We start from the raw sequence: 15,235 nt of genomic DNA on the forward strand, positions 1-15,235 counted from the left end.
AGAACGTATCATCGATACTGAACGAGTGCTACCCGAGATTTGTTATCATTGGAACCATGGCGACGAAGACGGCGGTGGACACCCGTGAGCGGATCCTCGAGGCGGCGGCCGCGCTCCTGGCGGCGGAAGGGCGTGACGGCCTCTCGACCCGCGCGGTGAGCGCGGCCGCGGGCGTCCAGCCGCCCGCGCTGTACCGCCTCTTCGGCGACAAGGACGGCCTGCTCGACGCCGTCGCCGCCTACGGTTTCGACGAGTACCTCGGCAGCAAACGCGCGATGGGCTCGACCGGCGACCCGGTCGAGGACCTCCGGCGCGGCTGGGACACCCACGTGGAGTTCGGTCTCTCGCGTCCGGAGTTCTACGTGCTCATGTACGGCGACGCGCGCCCGGGTCGCACGTCACCCGCCGCGCGGGAGGCCGAAGCGATGCTGCGGGCCATCGTCGAGCGCGTCGCGGAGGCGGGCCGGCTGCGCGTGAGCGTCGAACGCGCGGCGCGGCTGGTGCACGCGACCGGCATGGGCGTGGTGCTTTCGCTCATCGCGACCCCCGAGGACGAGCGCGACCCCGAGCTGTCGGCGACGGCTCGCGAGACCGTGTTGAGCCGGATCCTCACCGGCGCCGCCGAACCGGCGGGGTCGGATCTGCCCGGGCGCGCGATCGCGCTGCGGGCCGGGCTCGACGGGGCGACGGCGTTGACCGGGGCCGAGCGCGTCCTGCTGGCGGAGTGGCTCGACCGCATCGCCGACGCCTGAGCCGTTCAGCGGAGGGCTGTATCGGTTCAGGACGACCGGACATTGCCTGTCATCGCTCCGGCGCGCAATATGTTGCGGCTCGCAACATATTGACGACGACGACGTCGGAGGGTCCCCATGATCAGGTGGAAAGCCGTCTTGGCCTGCGCGGGAGCGGGAATCCTGCTCGCCGGGACGCTGCCCGGCACGGCACTGGCGAGCGGCACCGCGACCGACTGCTGCGGCGGCGGGGCCTCCTGGGCGACCGGCGACAAGTCCGCGCTCGGCACCTCGACCACCACGGGCAGCCCGGTGTGGTTCACCGTCGCCGGCGGCGTGACCTCGGAAGTCTTCTACCCGCGCGCCGACGTCGCCAACATGCAGGACCTGCAGTACGTCGTCACCGACGGGTCGAGCTTCGTCGACCTCGAACGCGACGCCACGAACCACGTCGTCTCCATGCCCGACGAGAAGGCGCTGCAGTACACCGTCACCAACACCGCCAAGAGCGGGAAGTACCGGATCACGACGAACTACGTCACCGATCCGGCTCGCGCGACCCTGGTCACGAACACGCGGTTCCAGTCCCTCGACGGCGGCAGCTACCGGCTCTACCTGCTGGCCAACCCGTCGATGGCGGGCGGCGGGGCGAACGACAACGCCTGGTGGGACTCGTCCGGGGCGTTGATGGCGAGCGGCACCGAGACGCTGTTCGGCGGGAGCGCCACCACGGTCGTCTCCGCCCTGCGCGTCTCGACCGGCTTCACCGCCCACGACAACGGCTACAGCGGCGCGGCCAGCGACTGCCTGGTCGACCTGCGCGCCGACAAGAACCTGAACAACCAGTTCGACACCGTCTCGGGCACCGGCAACGTCGTCCAGTGTGGACAGATCCCGGTCGGCGCGGACACGACGTTCACCGTCGCCCTCGGCTACGGCGGCACCGCGGCCGCCGCTTCGTCGGCGGCCGGCGGGTCGCTGAGCAGTGGCTTCGCGAGCGTGTCGGCGTCCTACCGCAGCGGCTGGAATTCCTACGTCGGCGGCCTGAAACCCGCACCCGCGAGCGTTTCGGGCGACACCCAGCGACGTCGCGCGTACTACGTCGCGGCGATGGCCCTGAAGACCGCCGAGGACAAGCAGCACCCGGGCGCGAGCGTCGCGGGCCTGGCGACGCCGTGGGGCGCCTTCACGAACGGCGACCAGCTCAACGACGGCTACCACCGCGTCTGGGGCCGTGACCTCTACCAGCAGGCGACCGGCCTCCTGGCCGCCGGCGACAGCGCGCAGGCCAAGCGGATGGCCCAGTTCCTGTGGAACTCCCAGTGGATCGGCAGCCCGACCGCGGGTGACGGCACGACGTACCCGGCGGGCTCCTTCCCGCGCTACAGCCCGGTTTCCGGTGTCGCGGGCGCCAGTGCCCAGCAGCTCGGGTGCTGCGAACAGCTCGACCAGGACGCGGACGCGATCCTGCTGGCCTGGCTGACCGGCCTCACCGACGCCTCGACGTACGCCAAGGTCAAGACGACGGCGAACCACATCGTGGCGACCGGCCCGGACACCACCGAGCGGTGGGAGGAGCAGTACGGCAAGTCGCCGTCGTCGGTGGCGGCCGAGATCGCCGGGCTGATCGCCGCGGGCGCGCTCGCGCGGGCCAACGGCGACACCGCGAGCGCGACGTCGTGGGAGTCCACGGCGGACACCTGGCGCAACTCCCTCGCGGGCTGGACCGTGACGACCTCGGGCTACTGGGGCGGGCACACCTACTACGAACGCCTCGACCGCGCCGGGAACCCGAACGACGGCGCGACGATCTGCTTCGACGAAGGCTGCTTCTACGAGCACGACGTCACCGACTTCGGGTTCCTCGACCTGGTGCGCCTCGGTATCCGCCCGGCCGGCGACGCCACGATCGCGAACTCGGTCGCGCCGACGGCCGCGGCGTCCGACGGCAACTCCCCGGTGCAGGTGACCCTGCCCAACGGCGACGTCTACTTCCACCGCTACCCGCACGACAACTACGGCGAGAGCGGCGCGACCTGCACCGGCTGGCCCGCGGGCGGCAGTCAGCGGTTCGGGCGGCTCTGGCCGGTCCTGTCGGGGGAGCGCGGCCAGTACGAACTGGCCAACGGCCGCTCGGCGGCGGTGTACCTCAAGTCCATGGCGGACTCGGCCAACGACGGCTACTTCGTGCCCGAGCAGGTCTGGGACCGCGCCGACATCGGCTGCTTCGGGCTGGGCCGGCCGACCGGGAGCGCGGGTCCGCTGATGTGGGCCGAGGGCCAGTACCTGCGGCTGGCCCAGAGCATGGACGCGGGCCACAACCTCGACACGCCGTCGATCGTCAAGTCCCGCTACGGCACCTGAGTGACCCCCGGCCCGGCACGCCCCCTCGGTGTGCCGGGCCGGGGGTCACCGCACCAGGCGGACGGTCTTCGCCGCCGGGACGAACGTCGCCGTCTGGCCGCGGGTGAGGGCGACCGCGTCGGCTTCGAGGCCGTCGCCGAACGCGACCAGGCGGTCGGACTCGACTTCGACCGTCAGGGGCCGGCCGGTCAGTTCGCCTTCGGTGTGGGCAGTGCCCGTGCCCGGCGACGGCCACGCCTCCCGCACGAACCAGACCAGCCGGGACTCGCCGGGGGCCGGGAGGCGCAGCCCGCTGCCGCGCTCGCGCCTCACCGAGCCGCACCAGCCCGTCGCGCCGGTGCCGGTCCCGACCAGGATCCCGGACGACGCCTGCCGTTCCGCCCGCTCGCCCCCGACCCCCAGCCGGTAGCGGGCGGTCTGGTGCCCGGCGTGTCCCAGGTAGATCTCGTTGAGCGCGAGCAGCCGCTGGCCGTCGTCGGCGGTGAGCTCGGCCATCGTCCGGTGCTCGACGTTCCCGGTGGCGCGCACGAGGTCCGCGACCGCGGCCGGCGGGTGCCTGACGAGGACGCCGGGCGCGCCGGGCGTCACGCCGATCACCGGCTGGCCGTCGAGGTACTTGGCCACGTTGGCGATCAGGCCGTCCTGCCCGACCACGACGACGATGTCCTCCGGGGTGAACAGGAACCGGTCGAGGTCGGCGCGTTCGACCTCGCCGCGGCGCCAGTCCAGCGGGATGGCGGCGCTCGCCGCGGCGAGCGCCGCGCGCACGGCGGCGTCCGCCTCGGTCACCTCGGCGAGGTCGCGGCCGCGCGTGCGCAGGAAGAACTCCGCCTGACCGCGGGTCCCGTGCCGGGCCACGAGCTCGTCGAGCTCGGTGCGCCGGTGCACCAGCACGACGCGCGGCGCGAGGCTCACGACCGCACGCCCAGCTTCGTCAGCAACGGCGTGAGCAGATCGGGGGTCACGACCAGGCTGTCGATCTGCGGCAGGTTGCCGGCCAGCTCCTTCAGCGCCAGCCCGGCCAGGACGCCCTCGGGCAGGTCGCGGTACGCCGCGATCCGCGCGGCCTCACCGGCGGCCTCCGCCTCACCGAGGGCCCGCGTGCCCGCGGCCTTGACCTGGGTCAGCCGTTCCTCCCGGGACGCCTGCGCCTCGGTCTCGATGTGGTTCGCCGCCGCGGCTTCTTCGGCCTGACGGCGGGCGTTGGCGCCGCGCTGGGCGAGCAGCTGCTCCTCGCGCCGGGCCAGCTCGATCTGGTTCTGCAGCTCGTTTTCGCTGATCGCGCGTTCGCGTTCGACGGCCAGCGCGCGCCGCTCGAACGTCGCCCGGTCGGCCTCCTGCCGCACCTTCTCCCGCGCGGTCGTCTGCAGCGCCTTCTCGACCTCGGGTTCGGCGCGGATGGCGACAACCCGGACGTCGAGCACCGCCGACCCGGTCTGCGCGAGGCGCGTGTCCTCCTCGGCGAGCCCGGCGCGGATCCGGTCGCGGACCGCCCGGACGCCGTCGGCGAGCGCGGTTTCGAGAGGCGTGCGGGTCAGGACTTCGACGGCGTACTGCTGGACGTTTTCGGTGAGCAGCCCGCTGATCTGGGCGAGCGGGTCGCTTCTCCAGCGTCCGGTGTCCGGGTCGATGGAGAAGTCGATCCGCTGCGCGGCGAGCGCCGGGTCCTCGATCCGGAAGGTGAGGGCGAGCTGGACGGTGACGTCCTGGAAGTCGGCCGTGCGGGCGTGGAACAGCAGCGGCAGCTCGCGGTCGTCGACCGGGACCTCCGACACGACCGCCGTCAGCGGCCGGTACCAGAACGACAGCCCGACGCCGTCGTGCGCGAGCTTGCCGCGGCGGTAGTGGCGGATGTGCACGGTGGGTGCGCCGCGCAGGTGCCGGAACCCGAACCGGCGGTCGATGTCGGCCATGGAGCCCTCCTCTTATCGTCGAGGTGACGATATGGCGTGGGCGGCCTAATCGTCAAGCTGACGATTAGCGGGTAGGGTGGTGGCATGGGTCACCCGCCGTTCGCCGTCACCGTCGACCTCGTCGTGCTCACCCTGACCGGGGACGGGCTGTGCGCCTTGGTGGTGCGCCGCGGCGTCTCGCCGTTCCTGGGCGAATGGGCCCTGCCGGGCGGGTTCGTCCGCGCCGACGAGGACCTGTCGGACGCGGCGCGCCGCGAACTGGCGGAGGAGACGGGCCTGGCGCCGGGGACCGTCCACATCGAACAGCTCGCCGGCTACGGCGCCCCCGGCCGGGATCCCCGGATGCGGGTCGTGACGGTCGCGTACCTGGCGCTGGCGCCGGACCTGCCGACGCCCCGCGCGGGCACGGACGCGGCGGAGGCCCGCTGGGCCCCGGTGCGCTCGTTGCTGGGCGAGCGCCTGGCGTTCGACCACGACCGCATCCTGGCGGACGGCCTCGAACGGGCCCGGGCGAAACTGGAGTATTCCCCCTGGCGACGGCGTTCTGCCCACCGGAGTTCACGGTGGCGGAGCTGCGGAGGGTGTACGAGCTGGTGTGGGACACGCGGCTGGATCCGCGGAACTTCCACCGCAAGGTGACGGGAGCGGAGGGGCTGTTGGAGCCGACAGGCCGGACGACTACCCGGGACGGTGGCCGCCCGGCCCAGTTGTATAGGCGCGGGAATGCGGAGCTGCTGTACCCGCCGATGCTGCGGGGGTGATCGGGAGTGCTGCGGCCGCTGGTCAGGCCGCGCGGGCCGGAACCAGCCGTCGCGCCGCGGACACCAACGGCAGCAGGCGCGTCCCGAGATTGCGGGCAGCCAACCCCCGGCGCGTGGCCGGGATCAGCAGAGCCGCCGCCGTGGAGACGTTGCGCTGCTTCGGTTCCACCAGCTTCCGGTGTTCCTCCTCGTAGCGCCGGAATGCCGCCGCCGCGTCGTCCGGGGTTCGGCGCAGCTCCTCCGCCAGGGTGAAGGCGCCCGCCATGGCCAGCGTCGATCCGTCACCGAACAGGGACACGCACGAGGCCGCGTCACCCACCAAGGCGATCCGGCCGGTGGCCCAGCGGTCCAGCCGCACCTGGCTCACCGAGTCGAAGTACAGCTCGTCCGCCTCGCGCACGCGCTCCAGCAGGTCGGGCACCCGCCACCCGGCGCCCACGTAAGCCTCCGCGAGCATTTCCTTGTGCAGCGCGGTGTCCCGGTGGTCGAACCCCGGCACCGCGGCGCCGCGGAACATGAACGCCGCGATGCCGTGGCCGCGGGACGGGTGCACCGCGACCGCCCGGCCGGGCGAGTTGTACATCACGATCGCGCCCGGGTCGGCCGGCGGATCCGCCAGGGGCAGCGTCGCGATGTAGACGCCCATGTGCCGGACGAACGCGGTTTCCGGCCCGAACGCCAGCCGCCGCACGGCGGAGTGCAGGCCGTCCGCGCCGAGGACGAGGTCGAAACGCCGCGGGGCACCGCGCTCGAACGTGACGTCGACGCCGCCGTCGTCCTGCCGCAGTTCGGTGATCGAGTCGTGGAAGACGAACTCGGCGTGCTCGCCCGCCGCCTCGTGGAGGATCGCCGCGAGGTCGGTGCGGGGGAGTTCGATGTCGCCGTCGCCGCCGAGGGCGTTCATCGGCACCTGCGCGGTCCGCCGTCCGGCGTCGTCGACGAACTTCAGGGACGTCGCGTCGGTGCTCGCTTCGCGCAGCTTCGCGGTGATGCCCATCCGGTCGGCGACGCGCGCGGCCGGCCCGCGGACGTCGACGGGGCTCCCGCTGGAGCGCAGCCCGGCCGCGCGTTCCACCACGGTGGGCCGGAAGCCCGCGCGGGCCAGCCAGTAAGCCAGCGTCGGTCCGGCGACTCCCGCGCCGGAAATCAGTACGGTCTGCTCCGTCATGCCTGTACCCCCATCAAGGTCCTGACCATCGGTCAGTGGCGACGGTACACGCCTGTCCATCGGTCAGGCAACCGGCTAGGCTCGGCCGATGACGGACGACACCCGGGCCCGGATCCTGCGCGCCGCGCTCGAGGAGTTCTCGGAACGCGGCTTCCACGCGACGTCGGTGCGGGAGCTGGCCGAACGCGTCGGCCTGACCAAGACCGCGGTGCTGTACCACTTCCCCGGCAAAGCCGACATCGTGACGGCGCTGGCCGAGCCGCTCCTGGACGACCTCGAAGCGACGATGACGAAGGCCGCGGCCGCCCCCGACCCCCGCGCCGCGGCGATCGAAGGCCTTCTCGACGTGTGGCTGGCCCACCGGTACCTGCTCCGGATGAACCTGCGCGACCTCGGGCTGACCGCGTCGAAAGCGGTGTTCGACCGGTTCCGCGACGGCATGCTGCAGGCGAACCGGCTGGTCGCGGGCCCGGAGGCGGACCTGGCCGGCCAGGTCCGCGCGGCGCAGGCGATCGCGATGCTCAGCGACCCGGTGGTCCTGTTCGCCGACGCGCCACCCGCCGAGCTGCGCGTCGCGGTCCTCGACGGCGTCGACCGGCTGTTCGGCCCCGCGGAACCGGAGGAGCGCCCCCGGGGCCGCCGCGGCCGCCCCCCGGTGATGAGCCGGGAGACGATCGAGGCGGCCCGCCGCCTCTACGACGCGGGCCACTCCCCATCCGACATCGCGACGGCGCTGGGCGTCTCCCGGGCGACGATCTACCGGCACCTGCCAGGCGCGAATATTGAGACTGATTAATGAGACTTATTGAGACGATCGCGGGGAGAGGCCGGGAAACCTGGTCGACCTCGCCAACCTCGAAGACACGAACAACCTCCAGCGGACCTGCGCCGCCCACGCCCGTCCGGTCGGGTCGACGGTGGCGCCGGACGGTCCGATCGACAGCATGCGGACGGTCAACTGGCGTCGTGAGCACCCGAGCCTGAAGCGGCGGCTGGTCGAGCTGGCGGGCGACGTCTGCGGGCTGTGCGGCGCATGCTGGCCTGCGTCCTGGGGTGCGACAGCCTGTTCGAAAGGGGCTACGTCGCGGTCGGCGAAGGCGGCGGGATCTTGACCAGCGAAGTCGTCGAGGCGTCCGGCAGCGTGGCGCAGTTCGTGCACGACCACCTCCCTCTCGCCGAACCCCGGCACGCTCCTGCACCGGTGATCGGTTGAGACTTATTGAGACTCGGCGCTGACCTCGACAACCGGTAACGCCGCGAGCTCTTCCGGAGTCATTCGCGAGGCCGTTTCGAACACCTTCCGCTGGTGCTCCTGGATCCGGTCGTCGACGAGCCGGCTCAGCTCGAACGCCAGCCGCCCGGTCTGGCGGATCGTCACGTCGTCCACCAGGGGCCGCAGGGCCGACGTGATGACGATGCCCGCCGCCTGACCGGCCTCCGATTGGGAGACGCCCACCGCGTACGTCTCCCGCGGGTTGACCGGTCCTTCGATCGAGAAGTCGCGGATCCGGCCGAGCAGTTCGTGCCACTCCGCGACCTCGCCCGGGACCCCGGTGGCCTTGACGTCGTCCACCGTCAGGCCCATGCCGCGGTCGCCGGGGCGGAAGCAGCGCGCGTAGGAGTTCAGCGCGGACACCCACAGCGCCTCGACGAGCACCGCGTCCGGCTGGGGGTGCGCCACCTCCGTGACCAGCCGTTCGCAGCACTTCAGCGTGAACTGCAGGTCTTCGAACAACGCGACGAGGTCGGCCAGCCCCAGCGCGCCGGGGGTCGCCAGCAACCGCGCGCTCGAAGGGGTTGTCGTGGAGGGGCTCATCCGGGACGCTCCTGTCCTGTCTGGGCCTCAACAACACCGCATCCGGAGCGCCCCGGATGTCTCAATTTGCGACACCGCGGAACCACAGCGTGAACGCCGTCTTCTGCGGCACCAGCCGGTACGGCGGCAGCACCCCCGGCCCGCACGACGCCGACCCCAGGCCGTGCTGGGCCACGTCCAGCGTCAGGTGCACCACGTCGTCCGGGACCAGGTCGGACGTGTGCCGGGCCGCCTCCAGGGACGCCGCCGTCCACCGGCGGGCCGTGAAGTCGAACGTCGGGTCGCCGTCGATGCGCAGGCCCGTGCCGGCCGGTGTCGTCAGGCCGGCCCAGCGGACCGCCGTGCGGTTGCCGTTCTCCTGCGGGAACACGTACGGCGTCTGCAGGCCGTCGACGCTGCGGGAAAACCGGCCGATCCGCGCCGCCTGGCGGCTGTCCGGGTACGCCTCGCCCGGGCCGCCGCCGAACCACTCCGCCGAGCCGAGCGTGCCCGGGACCGCCATCGTCAGGCCGAGCCGGGGGAGCGTCTCCGGCAGCGAACCGTCCGGGGTCACCTCCACCCGGAGCCGCAGGCGGTCGGCGAACGCCGTCCACGTGTAGTCCGCGAACAGGCCGAACGCCTGCCCCGGCGGGGCGACGCGGGTGCGCACCACGAGTTCGTCGCCGTCGGCGTCGACCGCGATCACCCGGTGCTGCATCCGGTGCAGGCCCGCCTCGCGCCACTGCGAAGCCGGAGGCGGCCCCGCGAACGCGCCCCGGTCGTTGTCCGTCGTCGCGCGCCAGACGTCGAGCCGCGGACCCCGCACCTCGTGCCCGGCGAGCGCGGTCAGCGAACCGGTCACCGCGTCGAACTCGCCGACGCCGAGGACCAGCCGCCCGCCGGTGCGGAACACCGGCCCGCGCGGCGGCAAGGACGGCGCGGCCGGCGCCGGTGCCACCGGCAGCTGCCCCCACCCGACGACGTGCCCGGCGGGCGCCCACGGCGTCGCCGAAGCCAGCGACGCGGAAACGGTCAGCCACGCCTCGCCGCCCGTGGCGGGCAACGCGGGCAGCGGCACCGCGACGCTCTGTCCGGATTGGACGGACGGAACATCCAGGACGCCCGAGGCGACGGCGATTCCCTCGTCCTCGAGCACCCAGGTGAACGCCAGGTGCGCCGTGCCGACGAAGTCGTAGTGGTTCGCCACCTCGATGCCGGACGCGCCCGGCGAGATCCGGACCGGCTCGATGATCTTCGCGTACTCGACCAGCCCGGGCGACGGCGTCCGGTCGGGGAAGACGAGACCGTCGATGACGAAGTTGCCGTCGTGGATCGGCTCCCCGAAGTCGCCGCCGTAGGCGAAGTGGTCCGCGGTGGCCAGGCCGTGGTCGATCCACTCCCAGACGAACCCGCCCTGGCAGTTCGGGTACCGCTCGAACAGCTCCCGGTACTCGAGCAGGCCGCCCGGGCCGTTGCCCATCGCGTGCCCGTACTCGCAGAGCAGGAACGGCAGGTCCCGCCGCCGCGCGTTGTCGTCCTCGCGCCGGCCGATGCGCTCCACTTCGGCGTGTGTCGCGTACATCCGGCTGTGGACGTCCACATAGGAGCACTCGTGGTCGCCTTCGTAGTGCACCGGCCGGGTCGGGTCGCGGTGGCGCACCCATTCCGCCATCCGCGCCAGGTTCTCCCCGGTGTGCGCCTCGTTGCCCAGCGACCAGAGGATCACGCTGGGCCGGTTCTTGTCCCGCTCCACCGTGCGCCGCATCCGGTCGAGGTACGCCTCCGCCCACCTCGGCTCGCCGCTCGGGTTCCGGTCCCAGTCCAGCGGCCCGAACCCGTGGGTCTCCAGGTCGCACTCGTCGATCACCCACAGTCCGTGCTCGTCGCACAGCTCGAGGAACGCCGGGTCCGGCGGGTAGTGGCTGGTCCGGACGGCGTTGACGTTGTGCCGCTTCATGAGCAGGACGTCGGCGAGCGCGGTTTCCGGCGACACGACGCGCCCGGTGCGCGGATCGTGCTCGTGGCGGTTCACCCCGCGCAGCAGCAGCCGGCGCCCGTTGACCCGGAGCTGTCCGCCGGAGATCGTGACGGTCCGGAACCCGATCCGCACCCGCACGCGTTCGGCCGCGGTGGACAGCGTGCCCTCGTACAACCGGGGCGTCTCCGCGGTCCACGGCTCGACGGGCCGTTCGAGGGCGAGCCCGGCCGGGTGCCCGGTGACGCCCAGCTCGGGGATGTCCAGCACGACGTCCGGGCCGGTCTCGACCCGGACCGTGCCCAGCCCGGTCGTGTGGTCGTAGTCCGCGCGGACCCAGTAGTCGCCGATGCCGCCGTCGGGCCGGGTGAGCAGCGTGACGGCGCGGAAGATCCCGGACAGCCACCACATGTCCTGGTCCTCGAGGTAGCTGGCGGCCGACCACTGGTGCACGCGCACCACGAGCACGTTGCCGGTGGCCCGCAGCAGCGGTCCCACCTCGAATTCGGACGGCAGCCGGCTGCCCTTCGTGACGCCGAGCTCGGTGCCGTTGAGCCAGATCCGGCCGCACGAGTCGATCCCGTCGAAGCGCAGCACGGCGGACCCGCCGGGCCAGTCCGCGGGCAGGTCGAAGCGCCGCCGGTGGTCCCCGGTCGGGTTGTCCGACGGCACGTGCGGCGGGTCGACCGGGAACGGGTAGTGCACGTTCGTGTAGGCGGGCCGGCCGTGGCCGTGCAGCTGCCACAGCGACGGCACCGGCAGCTCGTCCCACGCCGAGTCGTCGAAGTCGTCGCGCTCGACGCCGGGGGGAGCGGCCGCGAGACCCGGCGACAGCCGGAACCGCCAGCTGCCGTTCAGCGACAGCGACGGGGCATCGGAGGTGAAGGCCGCGCGCGGGGGCAGCGAACCGCGCCCGGGGCCGGGGTCTTCGACGTACGACATGGACTCCCCTTCAGAACTCCGTGAACGCTCCCGTGAACGTTCACGGCACGCGCCGCAGTGTGCTCGGTGACGGAACGGCGTGTCAAGGGATCAGGCGGATTCGCGCAGGTGGAGCCCGGCGCGGACGATCAGCTCGCCGGGTTCGAGGGGAGCGGCACCGGTCACGAGCCGGGCCGCCTGGTCGACGGCCAGCGCGCCGAGCGCGCGGGTGTCGATCGCGACGCTGGAGAGCTCCGGTTCCACGAGGGTGCCGAGCGCCAGCCCGTCGAACCCGATCACCGCGAGGTCGGCGGGCACGCGCAGGCCGAACCGGCGGGCCTCGCGCAGGGCACCGATGGCGATCACGTCGTTGAAGGCGAACACGGCGGTGACGTCGGGGTGGGCGGCGAGCAGGGTGGCCAGCGCCGCGCCGCCGCCGTCGACGGTCTGGGCGGTGCGCGTGATCCAGCCGGGCGCCACGGCGATGCCGTGGTCGGCGACGGCCCGGCGGAACCAGACCTGGCGGATGCTCGGCTCGGGCCGGCCGTCGTGGTCGAGCATCCCGATCCGCCGGTGCCCGCGCCCGACGAGGTGGGCGACGGCCTCGCGGACGCCGTCCTCGCCGTCGATCGAGATACCGCTGAACCGCGGGGTGGGCGGCTCGCGGCCGATGAGCACCACGGGGACGCCGGCGGTGAACCGGTCGAGGTCCTCGTCGGACCGGCCGAAGTAGCCGACGACCGCGTCCACCTGGGTGCCGATCACCCGGAGCGTGGCGAGCTCCTGCTCGGGGTCGCCGGTGGTGTCGTAGACGACGACGTGCCAGCCGCGGGCCCGGGCCGCCTCCAGCGCACCGGAGGCGACCTCGGTGAAGAACGGGTTGAGCAGGTCCGGCACCACCAGCCCGATCGTGGTGGTGTCCGGGCGGACCAGGCCGCGGGCGAAGCGGCTCGGGCGGTACCCGAGTTCGCGGGCGGCGTCGAGGACGCGCTGCTTGGTCGAGCCGTCGATCTCGGCCTTGTCGTTCAGCGCCCGCGACACCGTCTGCCGGGAGACCCCGGCCGAGCGCGCGACGTCGTGGATCGTCACCCGCCGGGGTTCGGTGCTGCTCGAGGACACCCGTCGAGTATGCCCGCCCGCGGCCGGGGCGCTACCCGAGCGGGGTGCGTTCGCGCCGCTTCGAGATGACGCGCCAGCCCACCGCCAGGACCACGGCCAGCACCGGGATCGACCAGAACGCGATCTTCTCCGCGCCGTCCGAGAAGCCCATCAGCACCACGACCAGCGCCAGGAACGCCAGCGTCGCCCAGCCGCTGTAGGGCGCCCACGGCATCCGGTACGACGGCCGTTCCACCTCGCCGCGCAGCGCCGCCTGGCGGAGCCGCAGCTGGCAGAAGATCAGCGTCGCCCACGTCGTGATCACGCCGAGCGACGCGATCGCGATGGCGATGTCGAACGCCTCCTTCGGCACCAGGTAGTTGAGCACCACGCCGAGGAGGTAGGCGACCGAGGTGAAGAGGATGCCGCCGTAGGGCACGTGCCGGCTGCTCATCCGGCTGACGAAGGACGGCGCCTCGCCCTCGTCGGCCAGCGAACGCAGGATCCGGCCGGTGGAGTAGAGGCCGGAGTTGACACTGGACAGGGCCGCGGTGAGGACGACCGCGTTCATCACGTCGCCGATGCCCGGGATGCCGAGGCGGCTGAACACGGTCACGAACGGGCTCTCGTCGCCGTTGTAGAACGGCCAGGGCAGCAGCATCGCCAGCATCAGCACCGACCCGACGTAGAACACGCCGATCCGCCAGACCACGCCGTTGATCGCCTTCGGCAGCACCTTGCGGGCGTCCTTCGTTTCACCGGCCGCGATGCCGACGACCTCGATGGCCGAGTAGGCGAAGATGACCGCCTGCAGCGTCATCAGGGCGATCCCGACGCCGGCCGGGAAAAGTCCACTGTGGCCGGTCAGGTTGTGCACCCCGGCGGGCGTGCCGCCGATGTCCGCGCTGGTGAGCACCAGGCCGACGGCGGTGATCAGGAAGACCACGATGGCCAGCACCTTGACCACCGAGAACCAGAACTCCAGCTCGCCGAACAGCTTCACCGAAAGCAGGTTGACCGCGATCAGGACGCCGAGGGCGACCAGCGCGGTGACCCACTGCGGCACGTCCGGCAGCCACTTGTGCACGTAGATCGCCACCGCGGTGATCTCCGCGATCCCGGTCATCGCCCAGTTCACCCAGTACATCCAGCCCGAAGCGAAGCCGGCCCACGGCCCGATGAACTTCCGCGCGTAGGTGACGAAGCTGCCGGAACTGGGCTCGTGCAGGACGAGCTCGCCGAGCGCGCGCATCACGAAGTAGGCGGCCACCCCGCAGATCGCGTAGGAGAAGATCAGCGACGGGCCGACCTGGTGGAGCTTGCCGCCGGCGCCGAGGAAGAGCCCGACGCCGATCGCGCCGCCGATGGCGATCATCTGCACCTGGCGGTTGCCCAGCGCTTTCGAGTAGCTTTCACCTTTTTCGGTGAGCAGCGAGGAATCCATGGTTCCCGGACGCTAGAGCTTGTGCGGCAAGTCACCAAGCAGCATAAGGAAGACTTAAGGTGTGCCGGAGATCACGGGCCGGTTTTTCCCGCTGTCGCCCGGTTTCGATTTGACAGGGCCGCCTGCGACCCGGCCGGGAGCGCCTCCTACGCTACGGCCGTGGATCTCGCGGCGCTGCTGGACCGGATCGCCGTCGACGTCGCGCCCGACGTCGGCCGCGGCGCCGTCGCCGACTACATCCCCGCCCTGGCCCGGGTCGAGCCGCGGCGGTTCGGCATGGCGGTGGCCGAAGTGGACGGTGCGGTGCACGGCGTCGGCGACTAGAAGCACCCCTTCTCCGTGCAGAGCATGTCCAAGGTGTTCACCCTGGCGCTCGTGCTGTCCCGCGGCGACGGCGTGTGGGCGCGGGTCGGCCGCGAGCCGTCGGGCGACCCGTTCAACTCGCTGGTGCAGCTGGAACACGAGGACGGCATCCCGCGCAACCCGTTCATCAACGCGGGCGCGCTGGTGGTGACCGACGAGCTCGCCCGGCACGGCGACGCCGTCGCCGCCCTGCTGGCGTTCCTCCGCGAGGAGAGCGGCCGGCCGGAGATCGACGTCGATCCGGAGGTGGCCGCCTCGGAGGCCGGGCACGCCGACCGCAACCGCGCGCTGGCCTACTTCATGGCGTCCTACGGCAACATGCGCCACCCGGTGCCGTCGGTGCTCGACCAGTACGTCCGCCAGTGCTCGATCGCGATGAGCTGCGGCGACGTCGCCCGCTCGGCGCTGTTCCTGGCCCGCCACGGCGTCCGCAACGACGGCACCCGGTTGCTCGGGCTGAGCGCGGCGAAGCGGATCAACGCGGTGATGCTGACGTGCGGGACCTACGACGCGGCGGGGGAGTTCGCCTACCGGGTCGGCCTGCCGGGCAAGAGCGGTGTCGGCGGCGGCGTCGTCGCGATCGTCCCGGGCCGCTGCGCGGTCTGCGTCTGGAGCCCCGGCCTGGACGCGCGCGGCAACTCGGTGGCGGGCGTCTCGGCACTGGACCGGTTCACGACGCTGACCGGCTGGTCGATCTTCTGA

At 72.4% G+C, this 15,235-nt stretch carries 11 protein-coding genes and 2 pseudogenes; 6 read left to right on the plus strand and 7 right to left on the minus strand.

Annotated features, from left to right (window positions below; genetic code table 11):
- Positions 1-56: 56 nt before the first annotated feature.
- Both ACH54P_RS04325 and ACH54P_RS04330 read left to right on the plus strand, forming a co-directional pair.
- Complete coding sequence (locus ACH54P_RS04325; protein WP_489911014.1) at positions 57-752, plus strand: TetR/AcrR family transcriptional regulator; 696 nt, start codon at positions 57-59, stop codon at positions 750-752.
- Positions 753-869: 117 nt separating this feature from the next.
- A complete protein-coding gene (locus ACH54P_RS04330; RefSeq protein WP_489911015.1) occupies positions 870-3,095 on the plus strand; it encodes a glycoside hydrolase family 15 protein in 2,226 nt (741 codons plus the stop codon).
- Between the two features lie 45 nt (positions 3,096-3,140).
- On the opposite strand, the gene ACH54P_RS04335 is transcribed toward ACH54P_RS04330, so the two are convergent.
- Both ACH54P_RS04335 and ACH54P_RS04340 read right to left on the minus strand, forming a co-directional pair.
- The gene (locus ACH54P_RS04335) at positions 3,141-4,010 is read right to left on the minus strand and encodes an NAD(+)/NADH kinase (protein WP_489911016.1); all 870 of its coding nucleotides are present in this window, start codon (positions 4,008-4,010) and stop codon (positions 3,141-3,143) included.
- On the minus strand, positions 4,007-5,008 hold the full coding sequence (locus tag ACH54P_RS04340; RefSeq protein ID WP_489911017.1) for an SPFH domain-containing protein: 1,002 nt from the start codon (positions 5,006-5,008) through the stop codon (positions 4,007-4,009). Before ACH54P_RS04340 ends, ACH54P_RS04335 begins: the two co-directional genes overlap by 4 nt.
- 84 nt (positions 5,009-5,092) lie before the next feature.
- On the opposite strand from ACH54P_RS04340, the pseudogene ACH54P_RS04345 reads away from it, so the two are divergent.
- Positions 5,093-5,769: pseudogene (locus ACH54P_RS04345) on the plus strand (NUDIX hydrolase).
- Between the two features lie 22 nt (positions 5,770-5,791).
- On the opposite strand, the gene ACH54P_RS04350 reads toward ACH54P_RS04345, so the two are convergent.
- Positions 5,792-6,937: an FAD-dependent monooxygenase gene (locus ACH54P_RS04350; protein WP_489911018.1), complete on the minus strand. Its 1,146-nt coding sequence runs from the start codon at positions 6,935-6,937 to the stop codon at positions 5,792-5,794.
- Positions 6,938-7,025: 88 nt separating this feature from the next.
- Here ACH54P_RS04350 and ACH54P_RS04355 point away from each other — a divergent pair, with 88 nt between their 5' ends.
- Positions 7,026-7,733 carry a TetR family transcriptional regulator gene (locus ACH54P_RS04355; RefSeq protein WP_489911019.1) on the plus strand — a complete coding sequence of 236 codons (708 nt, stop codon included), beginning with the start codon at positions 7,026-7,028 and terminating at the stop codon, positions 7,731-7,733.
- A 228-nt stretch (positions 7,734-7,961) separates the two neighbouring features.
- Positions 7,962-8,150, plus strand: coding sequence for a hypothetical protein (locus ACH54P_RS04360; RefSeq protein WP_489911020.1), 189 nt, complete (start codon positions 7,962-7,964; stop codon positions 8,148-8,150).
- 3 nt (positions 8,151-8,153) lie between these two features.
- Here ACH54P_RS04360 and ACH54P_RS04365 read toward each other — a convergent pair whose 3' ends face one another.
- From ACH54P_RS04365 to ACH54P_RS04380, 4 genes are all read right to left on the minus strand, one after another.
- Positions 8,154-8,753, minus strand: a complete 600-nt coding sequence (locus ACH54P_RS04365; protein WP_489911021.1) for a hypothetical protein — start codon at positions 8,751-8,753, stop codon at positions 8,154-8,156.
- Between the two features lie 61 nt (positions 8,754-8,814).
- A complete protein-coding gene (locus ACH54P_RS04370; protein WP_489911022.1) occupies positions 8,815-11,649 on the minus strand; it encodes a glycoside hydrolase family 2 TIM barrel-domain containing protein in 2,835 nt (944 codons plus the stop codon).
- Positions 11,650-11,739: 90 nt separating this feature from the next.
- On the minus strand, positions 11,740-12,747 hold the full coding sequence (locus tag ACH54P_RS04375) for a LacI family DNA-binding transcriptional regulator (RefSeq protein ID WP_489911023.1): 1,008 nt from the start codon (positions 12,745-12,747) through the stop codon (positions 11,740-11,742).
- A 31-nt stretch (positions 12,748-12,778) separates the two neighbouring features.
- Positions 12,779-14,170, minus strand: a complete 1,392-nt coding sequence (locus tag ACH54P_RS04380) for an amino acid permease (protein ID WP_489911024.1) — start codon at positions 14,168-14,170, stop codon at positions 12,779-12,781.
- Between the two features lie 159 nt (positions 14,171-14,329).
- Here ACH54P_RS04380 and ACH54P_RS04385 point away from each other — a divergent pair.
- Positions 14,330-15,235, plus strand: a pseudogene (locus ACH54P_RS04385) (glutaminase).

This window comes from Amycolatopsis sp. N2S4-7 (assembly GCF_058119595.1).